At 40.8% G+C, this 19,695-nt stretch carries 18 protein-coding genes and 1 tRNA gene; 8 read left to right on the forward strand and 11 right to left on the reverse strand.

The features are described 5' to 3' along the window. Position 1: 1 nt before the first annotated feature. The 10 genes from AC106S_RS14300 to AC106S_RS14345 all read right to left on the reverse strand — a co-directional run bounded on the left by AC106S_RS14300 (position 2) and on the right by AC106S_RS14345 (position 13,922). Positions 2 to 709 (reverse strand): response regulator transcription factor, encoded by a 708-nt coding sequence (locus AC106S_RS14300; protein WP_482440022.1) that lies wholly within the window; start codon positions 707 to 709, stop codon positions 2 to 4. Between the two features lie 60 nt (positions 710 to 769). Continuing rightward, positions 770 to 1,240: a GNAT family N-acetyltransferase gene (locus AC106S_RS14305; RefSeq protein WP_482440024.1), complete on the reverse strand. Its 471-nt coding sequence runs from the start codon at positions 1,238 to 1,240 to the stop codon at positions 770 to 772. Positions 1,241 to 1,263: 23 nt separating this feature from the next. Then, on the reverse strand, positions 1,264 to 2,679 hold the full coding sequence (locus AC106S_RS14310; RefSeq protein WP_482440026.1) for an aminotransferase-like domain-containing protein: 1,416 nt from the start codon (positions 2,677 to 2,679) through the stop codon (positions 1,264 to 1,266). 44 nt (positions 2,680 to 2,723) lie between these two features. Next, a complete protein-coding gene (locus tag AC106S_RS14315; protein ID WP_482440028.1) occupies positions 2,724 to 3,089 on the reverse strand; it encodes a hypothetical protein in 366 nt (121 codons plus the stop codon). A gap of 184 nt (positions 3,090 to 3,273) precedes the next feature. Further along, the gene (locus AC106S_RS14320) at positions 3,274 to 4,674 is read right to left on the reverse strand and encodes an RCC1 domain-containing protein (RefSeq protein ID WP_482440029.1); all 1,401 of its coding nucleotides are present in this window, start codon (positions 4,672 to 4,674) and stop codon (positions 3,274 to 3,276) included. Between the two features lie 296 nt (positions 4,675 to 4,970). Beyond that, on the reverse strand, positions 4,971 to 9,776 hold the full coding sequence (locus tag AC106S_RS14325; RefSeq protein ID WP_482440031.1) for a DNA repair ATPase: 4,806 nt from the start codon (positions 9,774 to 9,776) through the stop codon (positions 4,971 to 4,973). Between the two features lie 235 nt (positions 9,777 to 10,011). Beyond that, the gene (locus AC106S_RS14330) at positions 10,012 to 12,033 is read right to left on the reverse strand and encodes a flotillin family protein (RefSeq protein WP_482440033.1); all 2,022 of its coding nucleotides are present in this window, start codon (positions 12,031 to 12,033) and stop codon (positions 10,012 to 10,014) included. A gap of 120 nt (positions 12,034 to 12,153) precedes the next feature. After that, the gene (locus tag AC106S_RS14335) at positions 12,154 to 12,804 is read right to left on the reverse strand and encodes a hypothetical protein (protein ID WP_482440035.1); all 651 of its coding nucleotides are present in this window, start codon (positions 12,802 to 12,804) and stop codon (positions 12,154 to 12,156) included. A gap of 2 nt (positions 12,805 to 12,806) precedes the next feature. After that, positions 12,807 to 13,508: a PspA/IM30 family protein gene (locus tag AC106S_RS14340; RefSeq protein ID WP_482440036.1), complete on the reverse strand. Its 702-nt coding sequence runs from the start codon at positions 13,506 to 13,508 to the stop codon at positions 12,807 to 12,809. 18 nt (positions 13,509 to 13,526) lie between these two features. Further along, positions 13,527 to 13,922: a YbjN domain-containing protein gene (locus tag AC106S_RS14345; protein WP_482440037.1), complete on the reverse strand. Its 396-nt coding sequence runs from the start codon at positions 13,920 to 13,922 to the stop codon at positions 13,527 to 13,529. Positions 13,923 to 14,043: 121 nt separating this feature from the next. On the opposite strand from AC106S_RS14345, the gene AC106S_RS14350 reads away from it, so the two are divergent. Next, positions 14,044 to 14,655: a helix-turn-helix domain-containing protein gene (locus AC106S_RS14350; RefSeq protein WP_482440039.1), complete on the forward strand. Its 612-nt coding sequence runs from the start codon at positions 14,044 to 14,046 to the stop codon at positions 14,653 to 14,655. A 142-nt stretch (positions 14,656 to 14,797) separates the two neighbouring features. Here AC106S_RS14350 and AC106S_RS14355 read toward each other — a convergent pair. Then, positions 14,798 to 14,879: transfer RNA gene (locus AC106S_RS14355), tRNA-Leu, on the reverse strand. Between the two features lie 377 nt (positions 14,880 to 15,256). Between AC106S_RS14355 and AC106S_RS14360 the strand changes: the two genes are divergently transcribed. From AC106S_RS14360 to AC106S_RS14390, 7 genes are read left to right on the forward strand one after another with little or no spacing between them, the layout of a single operon-like run. After that, on the forward strand, positions 15,257 to 16,729 hold the full coding sequence (locus AC106S_RS14360; RefSeq protein WP_482440041.1) for a phytoene desaturase family protein: 1,473 nt from the start codon (positions 15,257 to 15,259) through the stop codon (positions 16,727 to 16,729). 13 nt (positions 16,730 to 16,742) lie between these two features. Further along, positions 16,743 to 17,135: a hypothetical protein gene (locus tag AC106S_RS14365; protein ID WP_482440043.1), complete on the forward strand. Its 393-nt coding sequence runs from the start codon at positions 16,743 to 16,745 to the stop codon at positions 17,133 to 17,135. 10 nt (positions 17,136 to 17,145) lie between these two features. Next, the gene (locus tag AC106S_RS14370; protein ID WP_482440045.1) at positions 17,146 to 17,709 is read left to right on the forward strand and encodes a zinc-ribbon domain containing protein; all 564 of its coding nucleotides are present in this window, start codon (positions 17,146 to 17,148) and stop codon (positions 17,707 to 17,709) included. A 12-nt stretch (positions 17,710 to 17,721) separates the two neighbouring features. Continuing rightward, positions 17,722 to 17,961 carry a hypothetical protein gene (locus AC106S_RS14375; RefSeq protein WP_482440046.1) on the forward strand — a complete coding sequence of 80 codons (240 nt, stop codon included), beginning with the start codon at positions 17,722 to 17,724 and terminating at the stop codon, positions 17,959 to 17,961. Positions 17,962 to 17,968: 7 nt separating this feature from the next. After that, the gene (locus AC106S_RS14380) at positions 17,969 to 18,454 is read left to right on the forward strand and encodes a hypothetical protein (protein WP_482440047.1); all 486 of its coding nucleotides are present in this window, start codon (positions 17,969 to 17,971) and stop codon (positions 18,452 to 18,454) included. A 19-nt stretch (positions 18,455 to 18,473) separates the two neighbouring features. Further along, the gene (locus AC106S_RS14385) at positions 18,474 to 19,112 is read left to right on the forward strand and encodes a hypothetical protein (RefSeq protein ID WP_482440049.1); all 639 of its coding nucleotides are present in this window, start codon (positions 18,474 to 18,476) and stop codon (positions 19,110 to 19,112) included. Positions 19,113 to 19,158: 46 nt separating this feature from the next. Beyond that, positions 19,159 to 19,686 carry a hypothetical protein gene (locus AC106S_RS14390; RefSeq protein ID WP_482440051.1) on the forward strand — a complete coding sequence of 176 codons (528 nt, stop codon included), beginning with the start codon at positions 19,159 to 19,161 and terminating at the stop codon, positions 19,684 to 19,686. The last annotated feature ends 9 nt before the right edge of the window (positions 19,687 to 19,695 follow it).

Consider the following 19,695-nt stretch of genomic DNA (forward strand, 5'->3'; position numbering starts at 1 on the left):
ATTAAGGTTTTTTCAGTACGTACCCCATTCCTATCACGGTATGAATCAGTTTATTATCATCATGACTATCCAGTTTCTTTCTTAAATAATTCACGTAGACATCTACAACATTGGTCCCCAGTTCATAATTAACGCCCCAGACGGCATCCAGAATTTCTGCTCTGGAAATTACTTTTTCCGGGTTATTCAGAAAGTACAGCAGTAATTTGTATTCCGTAGAAGTAAGGGAAATATCCTCTCCTGCACGGGTCACTTTTTTGGTATAATCGTTTACAGTAAGATCAGAGAACTGAAATACATACTCATTATCAGGTTCCGGCTCCGCGATTTCCTGAGGTACATGATTATGGCTTCTCCTTAAAAGAGATTTTACACGGGCCACCAGTTCTATGAATTTAAAAGGTTTCACCAGATAATCATCTCCCCCGCTTTCCAGCCCGAGAACGATATTTTCTGAAGTTCCCAGTGCCGTTAAAAACAGAATCGGTACACTCTGATTGGTTTTTCTTATTTCTTTGCAGACATCCAGGCCGTTCATTTCCGGCAGCATAATATCCAGAATAACCAGATCAAAATCATTAGCCTGTACCAGCTGTACGCCTGTACGCCCGTCAAAAGCGACAGAAATTTCGTATCCGTTTTCCTGAAGTCCCTTTTTAATAAAAGATACTACACTGGTTTCGTCTTCGATGAGAATAATCTTTTTCATTGAAATAAGGAATTTCACAAAAATAGGAAAATTTTTTCTGGAGACGGAAGAGCCGGTTTGTTAAAGAATCAGTTCCATCTGTACATCTACACGGTCGTAGCCCGGATTGGTAACCGGCATATGCTGGAATCCAAGTTTTTCATACAGCTTTATTGCAGGAACCAGAACGGAATTGGTTTCAAGAAATATCTTTTCCGCTTTTAATTCTTTTGCTTTTTCCACCAGGGCATGCCCCAGGAGATGCCCTATTTTCTTTCCCCGGGCTTCAGGACTTACCGCCATCTTTGAAAGTTCAAAAGTAAGAGGCTTATCATTTGCCTTTACCAGCGCACATGTTCCCACAGCATTTCCGTTCAGCAAAGCAAAAACAATATGTCCGCCTTTGTTCAGAATCTGTTCTTCAGGATGATCCAGCAGCTTATAATCTCCTGATTCCATCACAAAAAAGGTTCTGATCCATTCTTCATTCAGTATTTTAAAGGCCTCTTTATACTGAGGTTCATAAGCGACGATTTTTACTTCATTATTCATATCATTCATCGTTTTAAATTTTATTATATTCTGTTTTTAATCATTTTTCCCAGTTTTTCCAGATCACTTTCAACACGGTCGGTCCATTCCAGGGCATAATTCAGGCGCATACAGTTCTGGTACTGGTTGTATTGCGAAAACATTCTTCCCGGTGCGAAATTCACTTTCTGACTAAGTGCTTCATCATACAGATCTTCTGTACAGATTCTTTTATCCAGCTCCAGCCACAGCATAAAACCTCCTTTGGGTTCCGATATTTTGGTGTTATCCGGAAAATACTGCGTCACCGATTTCTGAATCTGAAGGTAATTGGCATACAGTTTCTTTCTGAACATCCTCAGATGATGGTCATAACGGCCATGCTCAAGAAAATCGGCTATGACATCTGAAAACAGAGACGGGCCAGAGACCGTCTGAACCAGTTTCTGCCGGATGATCTTTTCTTTAAATTTTCCCGGAGCTACCCAGCCCACACGATATCCGGGAGCCAGCGTCTTGGAAACCGAACCGACCCACATCACAATTCCGGCTTCATCATAAAATTTACACGGCTTCGGTCTCCCTGCCCCGAAATAAATATTTCCGTACACATCATCTTCAACCAGCGGAACATTATGTTCGGTAAGCATCTTCACCAGCTTTTTTTTATTTTCATCCGGCATCTGGAAGCCTAAAGGATTGTTGTAATTCACCACAAAACAGCATGCAGAAAGATCGGGAAGCACTTTTTTCAAGGCATCCAGATCCACGCCGCTAATGGGATGGGTAGGAATTTCCACTGCTTTCAGTCCCAGCAGCTGAATCGCCTGAAGTATTCCAAAATAAACAGGGCTTTCCACGGCAACGGAATCTCCCGGCCTGGTAACGGCCATCAGACAGTTATATACTCCGTTCATGGCTCCGGAAGTGATTACCAGATCATCTTCGGTAATCTTCCCTTCCATCACGATAGACCATTTGGCTATTTCACGGCGGAGACGCTCACTTCCCTGCACCGGCTCATAATTGGTTCCGCTGTCATGTTTTCTCTTCATCACATCAATCATGCATTTCTTCATCTTAGCCACAGGAAGAAGGCTTTTCCCCGGAATTCCCAATGCAAACTGAGTGACATCCGTCCCATCAATGGTTCCGAATACTTTCCCGATAAGATCTTCCGGGGTATTTTCACCTTCTGAAGTCTTCATTTTTCCCACGGAAGGCAGTGCCAGTTTCCGTTGGGAAGTCTGGCTTACATAATATCCGTATTTAGGGCGAGACTCTACCAGGGAACGGCTTTCCAGCTCCATATATGCCTGCTTTACCGTATTTAAGCTGACATTATATAATTTCTGGGCACTTCTCAGCGAAGGCAGTCTGTCTCCAAACTGTAAGGTTTCACTTTTGATCTGCTCGGTAACGGAATTGGCTATTTTAAGATACAGAACATCTTTAGACATTGGATTCAGGTTTTAAGTAAATGTACAATTTTCCCAACGCTTTATTAAAAATCCAGCCAGTCAGCCATACTTTTAATACTGCTTTTCAGCTGTTCCGGATTCCTGAAATTGGGAGTGGTGTTCTGTTTGAAATAACTTTCAGCCCTGACTGTAAAATTTCGTTTTTCCGGCTCTGTAACTATTTTTGCACAGTGAATCTTAAAGGCAGTTTTTCCTTTTTCATTGATAACAAGACTGGCAAACATGATGATTCCGTCTTTCTTTTTAGCCAAAAGAAAAGGAATTCCGAAATCTGCGCCGGCAGCCCGGGCAGACTGGGTCTGCAGAAATACATTCTTCAATGCCGGCATATCTGAAATATATACCTCAGCATATTGAATCTGCTCCTGATATTGAACTGTTGTTTCCATCGTATTTTCTTCTTTAGCTAAACAAAATTATGGAGTATTCAACACCGGATACAGATACAGAAGTATACAATATTATGGATACAGACTGAATATGATCTGCTGACATTTAGATTAAAGACTGAAAGATGGAAGAAAGGAGGATAGAAGTTACTTCTTCCAGCTTCAGGCTTTTATAAAACAGAAATTATTTTTTGATAAACTTTGAATTGTAAATTAATTTGTCCTTTGATTCAAGCTTTATCAGGTAAGATCCTGTAACGAGGGTGGAAACATTTACAGAATTTTCAGAAACACTTTGCAATGACACCAGCTTTCCGCTCATATCATAAATGGTCACTTTTTCAATAGGAATATTTTTTGCCCAGGAAATTTTATCATCGGCAGGGTTGGGATATAAAATAATATCAGACAGTTCAAATTCTGTTTCGGAAGTGGAGGCTCTTGGACACTGAAAAATAAGAAGAGGCTGTGAAGATGAAGCAGGAACACCGCCGTTCCAAAGATTTCCATAACCACCCCATGCCCAGACAGATCCATCCGCTTTCTGTGCAAGTGAAATGCAATGACCTCCGTATACTTTTACCCAATCTATATCATTTCCCACCTGTACAGGAGATAGCGAGTGAGCAGGTGTTATAATAGCTCCTGTGTAATCCCAGCATCCTCTTCCCCATCCCCATAATGTTCCGTTACTTTTAATCCCGACAGAATAACTCTGCCCTGCAGCAATATCCTTCCAGGTATCTGTTCCTATCTGCACGGGACTCTGAACAAAATTGCCCGCTCCGTTTCCTACGGCCCCCTCAACATTATCACCCCAACCCCATAAAGTATTATTGGTTTTTAAAGCCAGTGTAAAGTCTCCCGAAGCAGAAGTAAATACTTTCTTCCAGTTGGTATCTGTACCGATCTGTGTAAAATTGGTAACGCACATGTTCTCGCCATATCCAATTCCTAAACCATATCCTGAATTTCTTCCTCTTGCCCATAATGTCCCGTCTTTTTTTATGGCAAAAGTTCTTGCGCTTCCAGCGGTTATATCTTCCCAGCTATTATCCGGACTTAACTGTATAGGCTGAACATAATAGTTATTGGGATAAGGATTTGCCGGGGTGGCATGCAGTTCACAGGCGGAATTATTTCCCCATCCCCAAAGTGTGCCGTTATTTTTCAAAGCGATTGTATGTACAGTTCCTGCCGTTACTTTTCTCCAGTCTGTATCAGAACCCACCTGTACAGGAGTATGCCGGTCTATAATGGTTCCGTCTCCTACCTGCGATCTCATATTTCTGCCCCATCCGTATATTTTACCGTCTGCCGTTAATCCTACGGTATGACTTAATCCGTGAAAAACGGTGGCAAAATCCGGTGTGACCGGACGCTGATAGGGAGTATTCTGGTCCTGAAAATTTCCTGTACCGGCCTGCCCGAAACCATTTTGTCCCCAGGTATATATTTTACCGTCTGTTGTAAAAATTGAAATGGTAGTATAGGTAATCGAGATATCTTTTACACAGTAATCTTTTTGAGCGGACAGATTCTGTAAGGCTCCGAAAAGAGCAAGGCAAAAGTAAAGTTTTTTCATGTTTATATAGTTATCCGGTTATTTCCCAAATTTATGAAAAATATTAATCCATAAACAAAAACCAATGAAAAACACACAATATTAATCAACATAACCAATAAAACATTGATTTTTTCATATTCCTGATAAAGCTTTTCTGACTGATACAGGTTTGAAATCAGAAGCCGGAAGAGAGCAGTTATGAGATTACTATAAGCTTCCCCATCTTCCGGCCTCACCCGCACTCAGATTAATTTAATAAAAAACAGACTGTCCCTCACCGGAACAGCCTGTCTGGAAATATTTAAATTTCATGGTTATTGTTCTGTTTTTCTTAAAACCTCTTTAATGCCTTCCAATCCGTCTCCGAACTGGGCAAGAAGAGCTACGATCTGGGACATCCTGTCGTTTTCTCCCAGCCCTTTTATGGTTTTATTTTTTACAAATGTCTTTTTAATCTCATTCCAGCGCTTATTTTCTTCTTCAGAAATTGTCCCGATCAGTTCCTTCAGCTTCAGCATATTGGCTTCCGCACCGGTTGTGAGAGTCTGGGATTCATTCTGATAATGGTCCAGAACGATCTGAATAACTTCATTCTTTTTCAGGATCGGCCGGATCTGTGCGATCAGCTTGTTCATATTACGGTAGGAGCCCTGAAGCTTGAACGGCGGCTCATTTCTGTAATCATCAGACATGGCTGCAGACGCAATATATTCCCGGTTCACTTTAAGGATCATGTCTCTTACCGTGACTGTATTTTCGAGTACTGCCCTGAAGTCTGCAATCTCACCGGAACTGAAATTTCCCTTGAGGTTATCTGCCGGATTATTCGTTAAAACACAGTCGTACAGCTCATAAAGGTTATCAATTCCCGGCTGTGTAAGCCTTGTAAGGTACTCATTAGACATCAGTGAGTTCTCGATAAGACTCAGATCGAAAAGATCTGTCCTTGCTCCTGAAATTTCCCCGAGATTATAGGTATCCGAGCGGTTGGCCAGCATATCCGGGATTTTAAACTTCTCTCCGTTTTCCGTGTACGGGTTGCCTGCCATCACCAGGCAGAATCTTTTGGAACGGAGGTCATAGGTTTTGCTTTCGCCGTTGTAAATACCTTCAATTTTTCTCTGCCCGTCGGCAAGGGAAATAAATTTCTGAAGAAATTCCGGATTGCAGTGCTGAATATCATCCAGATACAGCATGACATTATCTCCCATTTCCAGGGCAAGGTTCAGTTTTTCAAGTTCCTGTCTTGCTCCTGCATTTCTGGCTTCCGAAGGGTCTGTGGAAAGAATATCATACCCCAAAGACGGTCCGTTGATCTTCATAAAAACCAGTCCCATTCTTTCTGCCATATATTCCATAAGGGTTGTCTTTCCATAGCCCGGAGGCGATACCAGAAGAAGCATTCCCATGCGGTCGGTTCTTTTATCGGAACCTGCCGTTCCCAGCTGTTTTGCAAGGTTGGCTCCTATCAGCGGGAAATAAACATCATTGATCAGCTTATTCCTCACAAATGAACTGAGCACCTGAGGCTGAAAAGTATCCAGCTTCAGGGCTTTTTTCTTTTCACCTACCCAATTGTATTTCAGCTCCTGAAGTTTTTTATATTTCGGAACGGTAATGTTATTGAAATGGCTTAAACGGGAAGCAAATTCAAAATAATTAAGGGTATATTCCGTATCTTTTTCCAGGGACTTAAGATCTTTTACTGTTGATTCATAGGAAACATGTCTGATATTTTTCGGATCAAACTGCCGGGTGATCAGGAATGCGGCAGCTTCACGGATTACATTTTCATCCGCGGCAGGATCAAATGCTTTCAGGGCACTTTCGGCTGTATAATAGCAGGCGGAAGGATATACATACATCGCTTTGATCTGTTCTATGAACTCCAGGTCTTTGCCTTTTTCTTTCAGCTCTTTTAAAAACAGTTCATACAATGCTCCCGCCTGTTCTGTGATAAGAAAACTCTCACGGTTTTCCTGCTTCAGGTATAAGGCGGCATTGTAACAATCCATATTGTTTAAAAACTGAGTTTCCGAAGCAAAAATTCTGATCTCTTCTGACAGGTCTTTCAGGAGATATTCAAATCCCTGAACATTGGCAAATGAACGGGAAATAATCTCCGCAGCATCAAACTGTCTGGTGTAATATTCTTTTCTTTCTTCTTTTAAAAAGAACCAGAACAGCTGGGCAAGAGCTCTTTCACCGGCGGAAAACCTCATCAGCCCAAGCTCGTTGTGTATCTGCTGAAGTTTTGAAACAATCACCAGGGCATCTTTATCATGAACTCCCTTTACAAGACCTTCCCCAAAATGAGCGGCCGTAAATTCCTGCACTGCTGTTTCATTTTCCGGTTCTGTCGCTACTTTTTTACGGGCTGAAAATACATTCCATGCCAGGTATTCGAATCTTTTCACCTGAGCGTTTTCTGAAACGAATTCCTGATTCCATACCTCTCTGAAGTCTTCTGTGGTATCAAAGTGAAGCGGCTCGTAGAAACTTGTTCCTGTAAGATGGTAATAATACTGCGCATTTCTGAGAACAAGGGTAAGGTCCAGTTTCTGCCGGTTGACAGCAAATTGATAATCTCCCAATGCAATGACGTTTTCTCCGTCTACATAGATTTCTTTTTTATCTTTCAGCTTTCTTACCGCTTCCTGCCGGGATGTTTTTAAAAGAGTCTGAATTTCTTCAGATTTGGCAGAATCTTCCAGCTCGGCAAGCTGCCTGGCCAGATCTCTCACTTTTTCAACCATCAGGTCTGAGGCAAAATAGCCATTGATCTCATTTTCAGAATCGAAAGACTCAGCTTTGGTCTGCACCGATTTCAGGATTCTCTGAGCGGCTTCAAAAAGGTTCTGGGTTCTTTTGTTGCGGGCTTCGGTAAGCTGTACTCTTTTATTCTGAAAGTGTCCGTAGACCTCTTCTCTCTTTTCCTCAATTTTCCGGATGAATTCTTCAAAATCGACGAATTTGGTTCCCATTTCTTCCAACTGAATGGAAAGTTTGGTCAGGTATTCGTCACATTTTTCAGGGGTCTGGGAAAGTTCCAGGAAGTTAATAACAGTCTGATCAAACAAGGTGATCTGTGCCTGAAAATCTGAAGCCAGTTCTTTTCCGGAGATCTCTCTTTTTCTTTTTCCGAGCTCCAGTCTTTCCTGGTTGAGACGGGCGAAGATCTGGGAAATGTTTTCAATGATCTGGGTAGACTGCGAGGTGTCTTCTATTTTAAGGTTGTTCACAATATCTACCAGCAGTTCAAGCTGCCCGGAAAGGGTATTGATATTTTCTTCAATCGTTCTGGCATCAATGGCTTTCTGAAGACTGATGATCTCTTCTGAAATCTGCCGGGCTTTCTCTTCATAGGGCAGCAATGCGCCTTCCTGAAGCAGAAAATCCACACAGGCATTGGACAGCTCGGTATAACGTTCTGCCAGTGATTTTTCCAGAGCGTCGAGAAGTGCCATATCAGCATATTTCAGTTCCCTTGCTCCGGTTACCTCTCCTCTTAAAGTTCTGATCTGGGAAAGGGCATCAATATATTCCGTAAGCTGGGAATAGTGAAGCCTTTTGGTGTCATCCAGTATTTTCCGGCAGGACAGTTTTATTTTCTCTAAAGCTTCTTCCGTATTTTTTCTCTGTTCTACAACCTTTTCATATTCATTGATCGCTGAATGGGCAATTTTCCGGATCTCTTTAAGCGGCTGATCCAGTTTCTGAACTTCATTTTCCCCCAGGAAATAATAGGTATCCAGAATAAAGGTCGAAAGCTTGACAATATCATCATACAGCCCGCTGTATGAGTCTTTTTTATTAAGAAGCGTGATCAGCTCCTGGCTTTCTGCCATTACCCTTACAATATCTTTGTTTCCGATTTTGTAGATCAGGCTGTCCGCTTTTTCAGGATTCGGCTGAAGTTCTTTGGAGAAAGGGGTCTGCCAGATCTGGGCCAGATGATGTTTGGTGGTTTCAATGCTTTCCCGGAGATAGATCAGCTTTCCGTCATTCAGAAGGGAAAACCCGCTGCATCGGATCGGTGTTTCTATGGTCTGGGTAATGATGTTGTAGGAGATCAGCTGATAATTATTGGTTTTATCATCATAGAAAACATAGAGGAAATTTTCCCCATTGGGTTCTGTTACTGTTTTCAGGTAATACAGCCTGTTCTGATCCTGAGAAATGACTTTCAGGCCACCGGTCTGCAAAGCGTATCCATTGGAAAATAAAACGCCCTGGTTTTCCGGAAGCAGCAGTCCTGAATATTTCAGGGCATCCGCTCTTGAAACGGTTTTTTCCTTGTGATTATAAATAAAATAACGTTCTGTTTCCTGGTAAGGCTTTATTTTAAACAGAACAAGATTATCCAGATCACAGAAATGGATCTCCGCATCATCAAGATTCTGGTCTTTATGGATGACATCTTCGGAATAAATTCCTTTTCCGGTATCTGTATTGTCTTCTACCTTGATGGTGATGTCTCCCCCAATGCTTTCTACAAAAACTTTATCTGCCAGGGAAATATGGGGATGCTTACCGGACCGCTGCATATCTCTGGTGGCTTTTGTCCATACGAAGCCATGCTGCTGCGGGTATGATGTTTCCGAAGCACTTCTGGAGTCTACATAAGTCAGCTGGCTGTCTCTGATCAGCCATTTAAAAGCTTTGATATCTGAAGTACTCTCTGAAAGCTGGAAAACCATATAGAGATAATTCTCTGTAAAAGCGAACCTTGCAAAGAAAGTATTCCTGTAATATTTGTAAAGGTTTTTGAATTCGTCAATAAACACCTCATCATTGATCAGGGTATAATCCTGAGGCTCGAAACGGTTTTTATTGATCCTGTATATTGAAAAAACATCCGAAATATTGATTTCCGTCTGCAGTCCCAGATGGGCATTGGACCCAAAGATCAGCTGATCTCCCAGAGAAAAAATATCTTTGGCGATACAGTTGTGGTCTGTGGAAATCCTTTCGTTGGCAATAAGAGAAAAATCTATTCCTCCAAAAATGCTTTTACGGCTTTCATTAAGCTTCTGAAGTCTTTGGATCAGATCATTCTTCTGCTCATTCAGGCGGTTCTGAATAATTTCGTATGTTCCGGAATTAAGTTTTTCTGACATAGTGTTGGATTAGGTTGTCCTTGCGGCCATAGGGCAGCATATCTTGGGGTGAAATTTATAATGCTTTGCTTTGATCTTCATTTAAACCTTATAGGTTTTCAGAACCTATAAGGTTGTAACATAAGATATACCTTTATTTTTTTGGCTGATTATCAGTAAATTAAAATTATTTCAGCAAAGCATCATATTTTAAAAAAGCCTTATTGAAAAATATAGGGAGGCTTTTGGTAATGTATTAAATCGGGCTGTTATTTACCGGTTTATTTTCCACCCCCAGATGTTTCGCCATGTCGAGAGCTCTTTCCAGGATACCTCTCTCCTGCTGATCCGCAACACTGTTCAGTTTAAAGATCAGGGAAGCGATGCTCATGTTTTTAATGTCGTCTGATGAGATTTTGTATTTATCTACCATTCCCATTACTTTACCGATGATGTTTTCACCGTCTCCGAGAAGGTTTTCTCTGAGAATCTGCGCATTTTCGCTGTGATTTACAAATTTATCCAGTCCTTTTCCGGCGGAAACCTGGCGGATCACATTGTCGAAGAAGGTATTATCTCCTCCTACAATATCAATTTTAGCAGATTTGAATGCTTCTGCCAATACCAGTGACTGCGCGTCTGCAATGTCTTTCTGAATCGCAATCTGAGCCAGTTCCACTTCTTTTTCTTTGTTCAGTTTCAGACGGAATTCTTCGTGGTCTTTTCCTGCTTCGTTCAGTTTTTTCATGGCTTCTGCCTTTTCGGTAATTCCCGCAGCTTCTGCCAGTGCTTTTTCTTTGATCACTTCTGCCTGTGCAATTCCTTCTTTTTTCACCGCATCCGCTTTTTTCTCGATCACCACAGCTTCTACAATACCCTGTCTTTCTGCCGCGTCTGCTTTGGCATGTAATACCTGAGCTTCAGATAATCCCACGGTAGCTTCTTCTTTTGCTTTGGCATCTGCAATGATCTTGCGTGCTTCCGCTTCTTTTTCTGCGGCATCTCTTTTCGCCTGAGCTTCGATCACATATTTCTGAGCATCTTTTTCTGCTGCCAGTTTTCTTGCTTCTGCGGCTCTGGTTTCTTCGATCAGCTTTTTCTCTGCTTCCTGAGTGGCCAGCGTAATTTCTACCTGTTTGTTTCTTTCCGCGGTTTTGAATGCTTCAAGGTCTTTGATTCCCTGCTGTTCTTCGACTACGGTTTTTTCCATAGTTAAACGCTCACGGATCGCATCCTGAATACTTTTCTTCTCAAGTTCGATGGCTTTATCTTTTTCAATCTGTGCCAGGGAAACGATTCTTTCTCTTTCGGTAGCTTCAAGAGCTTTGTCTTTCATTACCCTTTCTGTTTCTACCAGGTCTGCACGCTCTTTATTTTTAGCTGCGATCACAACCTGGCGAAGTTTGTTTTCTTCTGCAATCTGCAGTTTTTCTTCCGTAGCGATGCGAACAGATTCATATCTCAGACGCTCTTCTTCTTCTACTTTTAAGATTTCTGCATTTTCACGGGCCTTGATATTGGCTACTTCTCTTTTTTGAGATTCTTCTTTTTCTGCCAGCTGTTTTTCAAGTTCCAGAATAGCTTCACGGGCTTCTACGTTCTGTTTGGTAATGGTTTTTTCCTCATCCCTGCGTACCTGGTTGGCTTTAATATTCTGAGTAGCGGTAAGTTCTGTAATCTTTTTGATCCCTTCAGAATCAAGGATATTGTCTTTATCAAGTTTATCAATGGAGGTCTGTTCCAGATAGTCGATTGCACAGTCATCAAGAACATATCCGTTAAGGTCTGTTCCGATGATGTGAAGGATTTCCTGACGGAATTCACTTCTTGCCTCGTACAGTTCTGTAAAATCAAATTTCTTTCCTACGGTTTTAAGTGCTTCCGAGAATTTCGCTTCAAAGAGCTCTCTTAAAGTCTGTGCATCGGAGGCTCTCTGACATCCGATCGTTTGGGCTACATTGATGATATCGTCTACTGATTTGTTGACACGGATAAAAAAAGCCACCTGAATATCGGCTCTCATATTATCTTTACAGATCAGTCCCGCTTTTCCTTCTCTTGCAATTTCCAGTTTTTTCACGGAAATATCCATAGATTCCATACGGTGAATGATAGGGATTACGATACCTGCATTAAAAAATACTTTTGATCCGCCATATCCTGTTCTTAAAATAACGATTCCCTGAACGGTCTTCTTATACATGGACAGGATCCAGAAAATCAACCCGACTGAAGCCACCACGGCAACAATAATTCCGGCAATAAAAGGTAAGTTCATAGTTTATTAATGTTTGTTTATAGTGAATGTGTTTTTTTGTTTTTTCTAAAAATACCGACTCAGGATATCCAGGATATAGCTGAATATAATCATAAAAATAGAAAGCATATTTTCAGTTTTTTAATATCTCATCGATTTCCGTACATAGTAAATTCTTTTGTCATAGTCTTCGTCTACGATCATAACGTGCGTTCCGTGTTCCAGTCTTACTCCGTTTTCACTTTTTACCATCAGGGTCATCGGGTCGCTGCCGATAAACACTTCCATCATCCCTATTTTATCGTCGTGTATACCGGATTTCAGTCTTCCTTCTCTTCCCAGAAAATCATGAGCTATTTCTCCCCTGTGATTTATCTCTTTAAAAAAGGGGTTTAAAGGCTTCAGAATCAGCTTCGTCAGCAGCATTCCGGCAATCAGCAGCGGAAAGAGTGCCAAAATTCCCAGCCATACGGGCATGGTTACAAAATAATTCAGATAAAAGGATCCCAGCCAGGCGATCAGAAGCGACAGGGTAAGGAAATACGTCATCGGAACGATATCCAGGTTAAGAAATTTCAGGAACTGCATCCATGCGGAGGCATCGTGATCAGCAATATGAACATGTCCGTCCGGGGAATCTGCCCCGGCATCCAGGTCATGATGTATTCCCACATCAATATCCAATCCGGTAAGTATGGTAAATATCCAGTAGATCACCGACAGGATCAGCAAGACGCTCAATACGGTGTTTACCGGGGAAAATGCTGTATTTAAAAATTCCTGAAAGGTCATATCTAGCCTTTTTTAAGTGTTTCTTTTAATCTGTTCAAAGCTTCTTCGGCTTCTGTGTCTTTAGTATTGACCATAGCATCTATTTCTTCATCAATACTTTTCCCGGCTTTTGAGATATCGGCGTAGGCTTCTGCAACAGCTTCCTGCTGAACGACTCTTTCTTTAAGCTTTTCCAGCATGGTTACGGCACTGCTGTTGTCTATCTGGGTCATTTTCTGGTTGATATCTCTGGTAGCTTCGCTTACCTGAACTCTTGCTTTCAGCGTAATCAGTTCATTTTCCCATTTGGCAATACTGGATTTCAGATGGGCGATACCGGTCTGCATTTTTTCACAGTCAGCCTGGAGTTTTTCATGCTCTTTCTGAAGAATGGCGGCACTTTCTTTGGAGGAAGTCTGTTTTTTCAGGGCTTCTTTAGCCAGACGGTCAGCTTCGGAAGGATCTGCTTCTCCTTTTTCTGCTTTCTGAACAATGACTACGGCTTTATTGTAGTAATCTCCGGCTATCTGTTCTTCTGCTTCTGCCGCATTTTTTTTACGGATAGCCAGCGCTTTCAGCTGAGCCAGAGCTTCAATGCTTTTACCCAGCTCTTCTTTCATTTCCCTGATCCCCTGTTCAGTTAAATTAATAGGATCTTCAAAGCTGTCGATCACCGAATGGATCTCTGCCTTTCCTATTGTTAATAGTCTTTTAAAAATGTTCATGACAATATCTTTTGTAAATTACTTACTCATTTCAAGCATTTCGTTGGCAAATTCCCCTACAAGAATTCCCAGTGAATTGATGGAGGCCATTACTTCGTTCTGCGCCATATTATCCGTAGGAAGGGTGTCTCTGAAAATCACCCGTTTTCCTGTATGGTCCAGCACAAATGCACCGTGTACTATGTCCCTGTTTTTCTGAAGCAGGCTTCTGTATATTTTTTCGGTAGGATTTTGTATTTCGAACAGGAACTGCTCCATAATCAGGATAGAATCAGATATAATAAGGATCATATTCTTGATTCCGTTGGATTCTTTTTCTATGATTAAGATTCTCTGAGCTTCATCTTCCAGCGTAATATTAAATTCATAATCTAACAACCACTCTTTGACTGTTCTAAATATCTGATTTTTCATGATGGTTTGTTTAGTTGTTAAAATTCTTTACACAAATATAAAATAAAATTTTCAAAATGCAAATATTTTTAGCATTCATTTGTCTTATATTTTCTATATTTGCAAAAAAGATTAGACAAAAATGAGCTTTTTCGGAACCAACATCAAGAAAATCAGACAGGTTAAAGGATTGAGCCAAAAGGCCTTTGCTGATCTCTTTGATTTAAACAGAGGAGTAATCAGCTCCTATGAAGAGGGGCGCGCAGAACCTAAAATAGAAACGATCCTGAAAGTAGCCAGCCATTTTAACCTGAATCTTGACAAATTACTGACCGAAACCTTACAGGTGAATCAGTTAGCCAGTGTTTCCGACATTGATCAGCTGATGTTTTTTCCTGAACTGGCTATAAAGAACAATGCCAAAACGGGGACAGAACCAGAAAATAATTCTGCCAATTCTGCCATCCTGCAAAAACTATTAGCAAACACTGATGTGGTATACGAATTCACTCCTCAGCACCCTCTACTTTCACCATACCATTACGGAGACATTCTGTTTTTGAATAAAGCAGAGTACAGAAAGGAAGAATCCCAAACATTTGTAATCCTTACCGAAGGCCATTTACAATATGCATCCGACAGCAGTCCGGAGCTCTACAAGATAACAGGTTCTGTTTCCACTTCGGAAAAAAATATTTTTACCGATATTTTTGCAAGACTGGAAGCCCTGGAAAAAAATATGGGCAGGAAATAAAGAATGCGGCCGGCTTCAGTATTGAAACACTACTTTAAACTATCTATGAATACACTTTTTGGGTAAGAAGCCCTTCCAAACGTATTAAAAGCAAAAATCTCTGCCATAACTGACAGAGATTTTTTAAGCACTTTTAGCTCAGTGCGGATGAAGGGACTCGAACCCCCACGCCTCGCGGCACCAGATCCTAAGTCTGGCGTGGCTACCAATTACACCACATCCGCAGGATTTATCTGGCGACAAATATAGGACTTTAAATTAGATTTACAAAACAAAAAAACCAGTGTATTTCATAAAAAACATCAAGTATTTGATAATATATACATTAGCGTTTCATAAATTTTTGTAGTTTAGTTTTCCTGAAGAAGACAGGCTGCATGTTATCTGAAAACTGAACAGAAAAAATCATTGAGCAGGTATGCAGTAAAAAAAATGTCATTTTAAATACCAAAACTAAACCAGCCATGCAATTCAAAACTTTCACTTCCAACCTGAATACCAGTCAATTAAACTGTTACTCACCCTATAAACAACCTGGTGATTTCAGGAGAGTGCCATCCGAAATATTAATTCAGACATTTTACAGACAACGATAGTGTAAATGAGTGAAAATTATGACATCGCCATTTTCGGAGGCGGAATTTCAGGGTTTTCGGCAGCTTTGAGATTACAGAGCAGAGGATTTAAGACTGTTGTATTGGAGGCTCACGGGCAATTGGGCGGCTGTGCCGGCTTTTTTACCCGGAAGAATTTTTCATTTGATGTGGGAGCAACAACTTTGGTTGATTTTGTAAAGGGAGGAGTAGGCGGTAATTTTTTCAGAGATATTGGCTTAGATATCCCTGAGGGAAGCTATCTTGATTATATAGCCTGGCTTCCGGACAGGCAGGTTACCCTTTACCGGGATTCTGAAAAGTGGCAAAAGGAACGTTTGGAAAAGCTCGGCTCAAGCCGGAATCATATAAAATTCTGGAAGCTGATGGATAAAGTAACAAAAGTGTTCTGGAATGCCAGCAGGAAAAACATTAAACTACCTATCAGGACTCCTGCTGATCTCTATCACGTTATCAAAAGTATCGGGATCAGCAACCTGTACCTGGTGAGGTATCTGAATTCAAGCATGCTTGATGTTTTAAAGCAATATAATCTGGAACATGACAAGCCTCTTCTGGGTTTACTGTCGGCCCTGATTGAAGATACGGTACACAGCAGTATAGACAAGGCTCCGTTTATCAACTCGGCGCTGGGAACCACTATCCGGGGAGCCGGACTTATGAGAGCAAACGGCGGAATGAAAGGTTTCTGGAATTATTTATCAGAATATTATTTAAAGTCAGGCGGAACCATAAAAAAAGGAAACAGGGTGACCGGCTTTGAGCATGAAACGGATCACTGGCAAATCATTACCGGTAAAAGAGTATTTAAAGCCCAAAAGATCATCAGTTCATTACCCATAGACGTAACCCACGCCATCAGTCCTGATTCCATAAAAAATAAGCTGCTGCCTTTCATCACAGAAAACAAGGACTACCGGGGAGGTGCAATTGTTGTTTTCTTAGGGGTTCCGGAGGAAGAGGTTTCCGGGCAGATTCTTACCCATCACCAGATTCTGCTGGATTATGATTCAAAGCTGGGAAACGGCAACAATATGTTTATTTCTGTCTCCTGTAAAGGTGATGTGGTTTCTGCACCTGAAGGCTTCCGATCGGTAATGATTTCCACCCATTGCGGGATTGATGAGTGGCAGGGTTTATCAGAAGCCGGCTACGAGTTCAAAAAGCAGCAGATCGGGCAGTATCTGATCGAACAGGCCAGAAAGGTATATCCTGATCTTGGAAAAAATCCGGTGATTTATGAAATCGGAACTCCTTTAACGTATCAGAAATTCACAGGAAGGACCAACGGAAGCGTGGGAGGATTCAAACAAACGATGAAAAATGTAAATTTCAATGCGGTTCCCCATGATATAGGCATTAAAAACTTCTGGCTTACAGGCGACAACACATGGCCCGGGCTTGGAACGGTGGCAGGACTGATTTCAGGAAGAATAGCAAGTGAATATGCATCAAAATAAAAACATAAAACCCATGACGGAATTTGAAGAATACAGGAAAATGGTCCTTGACAAGGTTTTGACGGATCTGTTTTTTACAGAACAGGAAGGACCTCATGATTATATGTCCGGAATTTCGCCTGCCTATTATTTTTCGACTATCATGGAATTGAATCAACATGAAAAACTGCGGCTGGGAAATGATTTTATAACAGAATGGAATGAAGAACAGCCGATCATAAAGCTTACCAATAAAAACTGGAATCTACCGGAAAAACTGATATTTACAGATCAGAAAATCACGGACCTCACCCAGGACGAATACGGCCGGCTGGCTCTTCATCTTGAAAACGGGACTATGATTTACCATACAATTGATTATGGCGACCAGTTATTTATTGAAAACGAAACAATTAATCCCGGTTAAGACTTTTTAAATGAGAAAACAAAAAAAGAAATACGCGAAATGCCCATGCTGCTCCATAGAGAAACACAGTACAGAGATTACAGTATGCCTGTCTATTCTTGAAAAGATCATCATGAAATATTATAACAGCCCTGCTTCTGATGCTTATGAAATGTTGGTTGACAGTAGTTATCAATGGGCCTGTGACGACTGCTTAAACCACAAAAAAGCCATTGTTGCCTTTCCCGCGTTCCAAAATAACGAGCTGAAATCCTATTTGGCTTACTATGATACGAAACTCACCTGCCGGACCTGCGGAACAGGGTTTATATTTGCCAAAGAGGAAAAAAAACTCTGGTATGAAACATTAAAATTCAGGATCGAAGCCATACCGGTAAATTGTTTACCGTGCAGAAAAAAAGTCCGTTTGCTGAAAATTGAAAATAATACCCTTTCTGATATCCTCAAAAAAGCCGACCATGACATTTCAATGGAAGACCTTAAAAAGCTTGTAGAAATTTACACAAACTGGAATAAACCGGAAAAAGTATCCTATTATCAAAAGCTGATCAGGAAAAGACTCAAAACATTATAACAGCCATAGATTATGAAGCAGTTCACCGGAATTCTCATCATCATCCTTACCGGCATAAGCACGCTGGCATTGGCGGCCATGATTATTGTCTGTATCGCTATGAGAACCAGCTATTGGGACAGTGAAATGGGTAATGAAGCCTCCGGGTTTTATAATGCTGCGGTACTGATGACTTTCTTTATCAGCCTGCCTACAATAGCTTTATGGCACATTTTATTGCAGCAGAGAAAACAAAATACCAACTCCAAATAGTTCAACAATGAAAATCATTATTACCTCCCTGCTCATGGGTATAAGCATGCTGTTCTTTTCAAAAAAAGAAACACACAGCGGAATTGAGGGAACATGGAATTTGAACCTGTATACCCTTGATTCAGATACCCTTTATTTTGAAAATTCTGAAAAGCATACATTCCGTTATTTCGAAAAAACCATGAAAAATCCTGCAGATACGGACGAAAGAAAGAATAAAGTTAAAGCCGAAAGTCAAAAATTGTATAATCAGTTGAAAACAGTTGAATTACAGATCAGTAAAAACACCATCCAGTCTTACCGGTCCGGCGGAATGCTGACAGAAATCAACTTAAAATATAAAATATCAGACGGAAAGATTATTCCTGATGAAAAAGGAAACCGGAAACACCAGTATACCATTGACTTTGATGAAAGTACGGATCAGCTGACCATAAGGCACGGCGGTTCCGGGGTGAATATCGTAAACAGATATTCGAAGGTGAAAAAATAATATTTTGCTTTAAACGACAGTGAAGTACAAAGCCAGCCATGCACCCATGAAATATCCGGAAAAAAAGATTGAAAATTTCACGATCACTACAACCTGTGAAAAAGTAATTCTTGATTATAAAAAGACACCCAAAGACCGGTTCGATGGCTTCATGGTTCTGATCATTGGAATTCTTCTTTCAATAGCCACCTACTTTTTAATGCTTCAGGGCATCAGAGTGACAAGTTATATCACTATTGCCGGAGGGCTTATTTTCGCGTTTCAGGCCGTCTATCAGACTATTTCAGGAATTTCCCGGATATTCCAGCCTGCCAGAAATCTATTGGTTATAGATAAAAAAGAGGAAAAAATTATAATAAAACGAGCCTTTTTTTCATCAAAAATATATCCGTTAAAAGAAGTTCAAACACTTATTGTGAACGGGCAAAAAGAGAAAGTCTTCACAGGAGAACAAATAAGACGGACGTATTGTTCAGTAAATATAAAACTGACCAATAGCTCTGTGGAACAACTTTTCGTCATTAATACCCACCGCTTTTTCCAGGCTTCTTCTGAGAAGATCGAAACTGAACTCTACACAGTGGCAAAACAACTTACCACAGAATTAAACAGACACCTGAAACTGGACTGCAGATGGTCCGGATACCACGAAGAATAAAGCAGGTTCCTTATACTATTTATATCTTTATACCAAAATAACCTTCATGAAATTTTTAACCTCTATCTTACTGCTTATTCCGTGTCTTCTTTTGTCGCAGCATTCCCATACTGATGAACAGAATCTACCTTTCTTCGATTTTGACCAGATCGATCATTATTCGATAAAAATAGGCACCGATAAGATTTCTGAAATGGAATTTAAACCGCAGAAAAAAGATGCTTTACTCCTGAAGATCATCAGAGGAAACTATCCTGAGAAAACTGATCCTGACATTTCAAAAACATTAACAGATCATGGCTTCAGTATAAAAGCCGTAGATAAAGCCCTGTATTCCGGGTTAAATGATATTTTCAGTGAAAAAGAATGCAGTGATCATATTGGCGGAGGTTTTTGCATTCCTACTTTCAGAGATATTCTGGTTTTCAGAAAAGAGGATAAAGTAGTGGGAGTGGTTAAATTATGTTACCAATGCCGTTTTGCCATTCTAAGAGGAACACAAAAAAATGTGAGGAATTTTGGGAGTTGCGGGGATTTTCTGAGGTTGGAGAAGTTACTGGAGAATAAGCCATGATTTCATCTG

The sequence above is a fragment of the Chryseobacterium sp. FR054 genome, assembly GCF_056844565.1.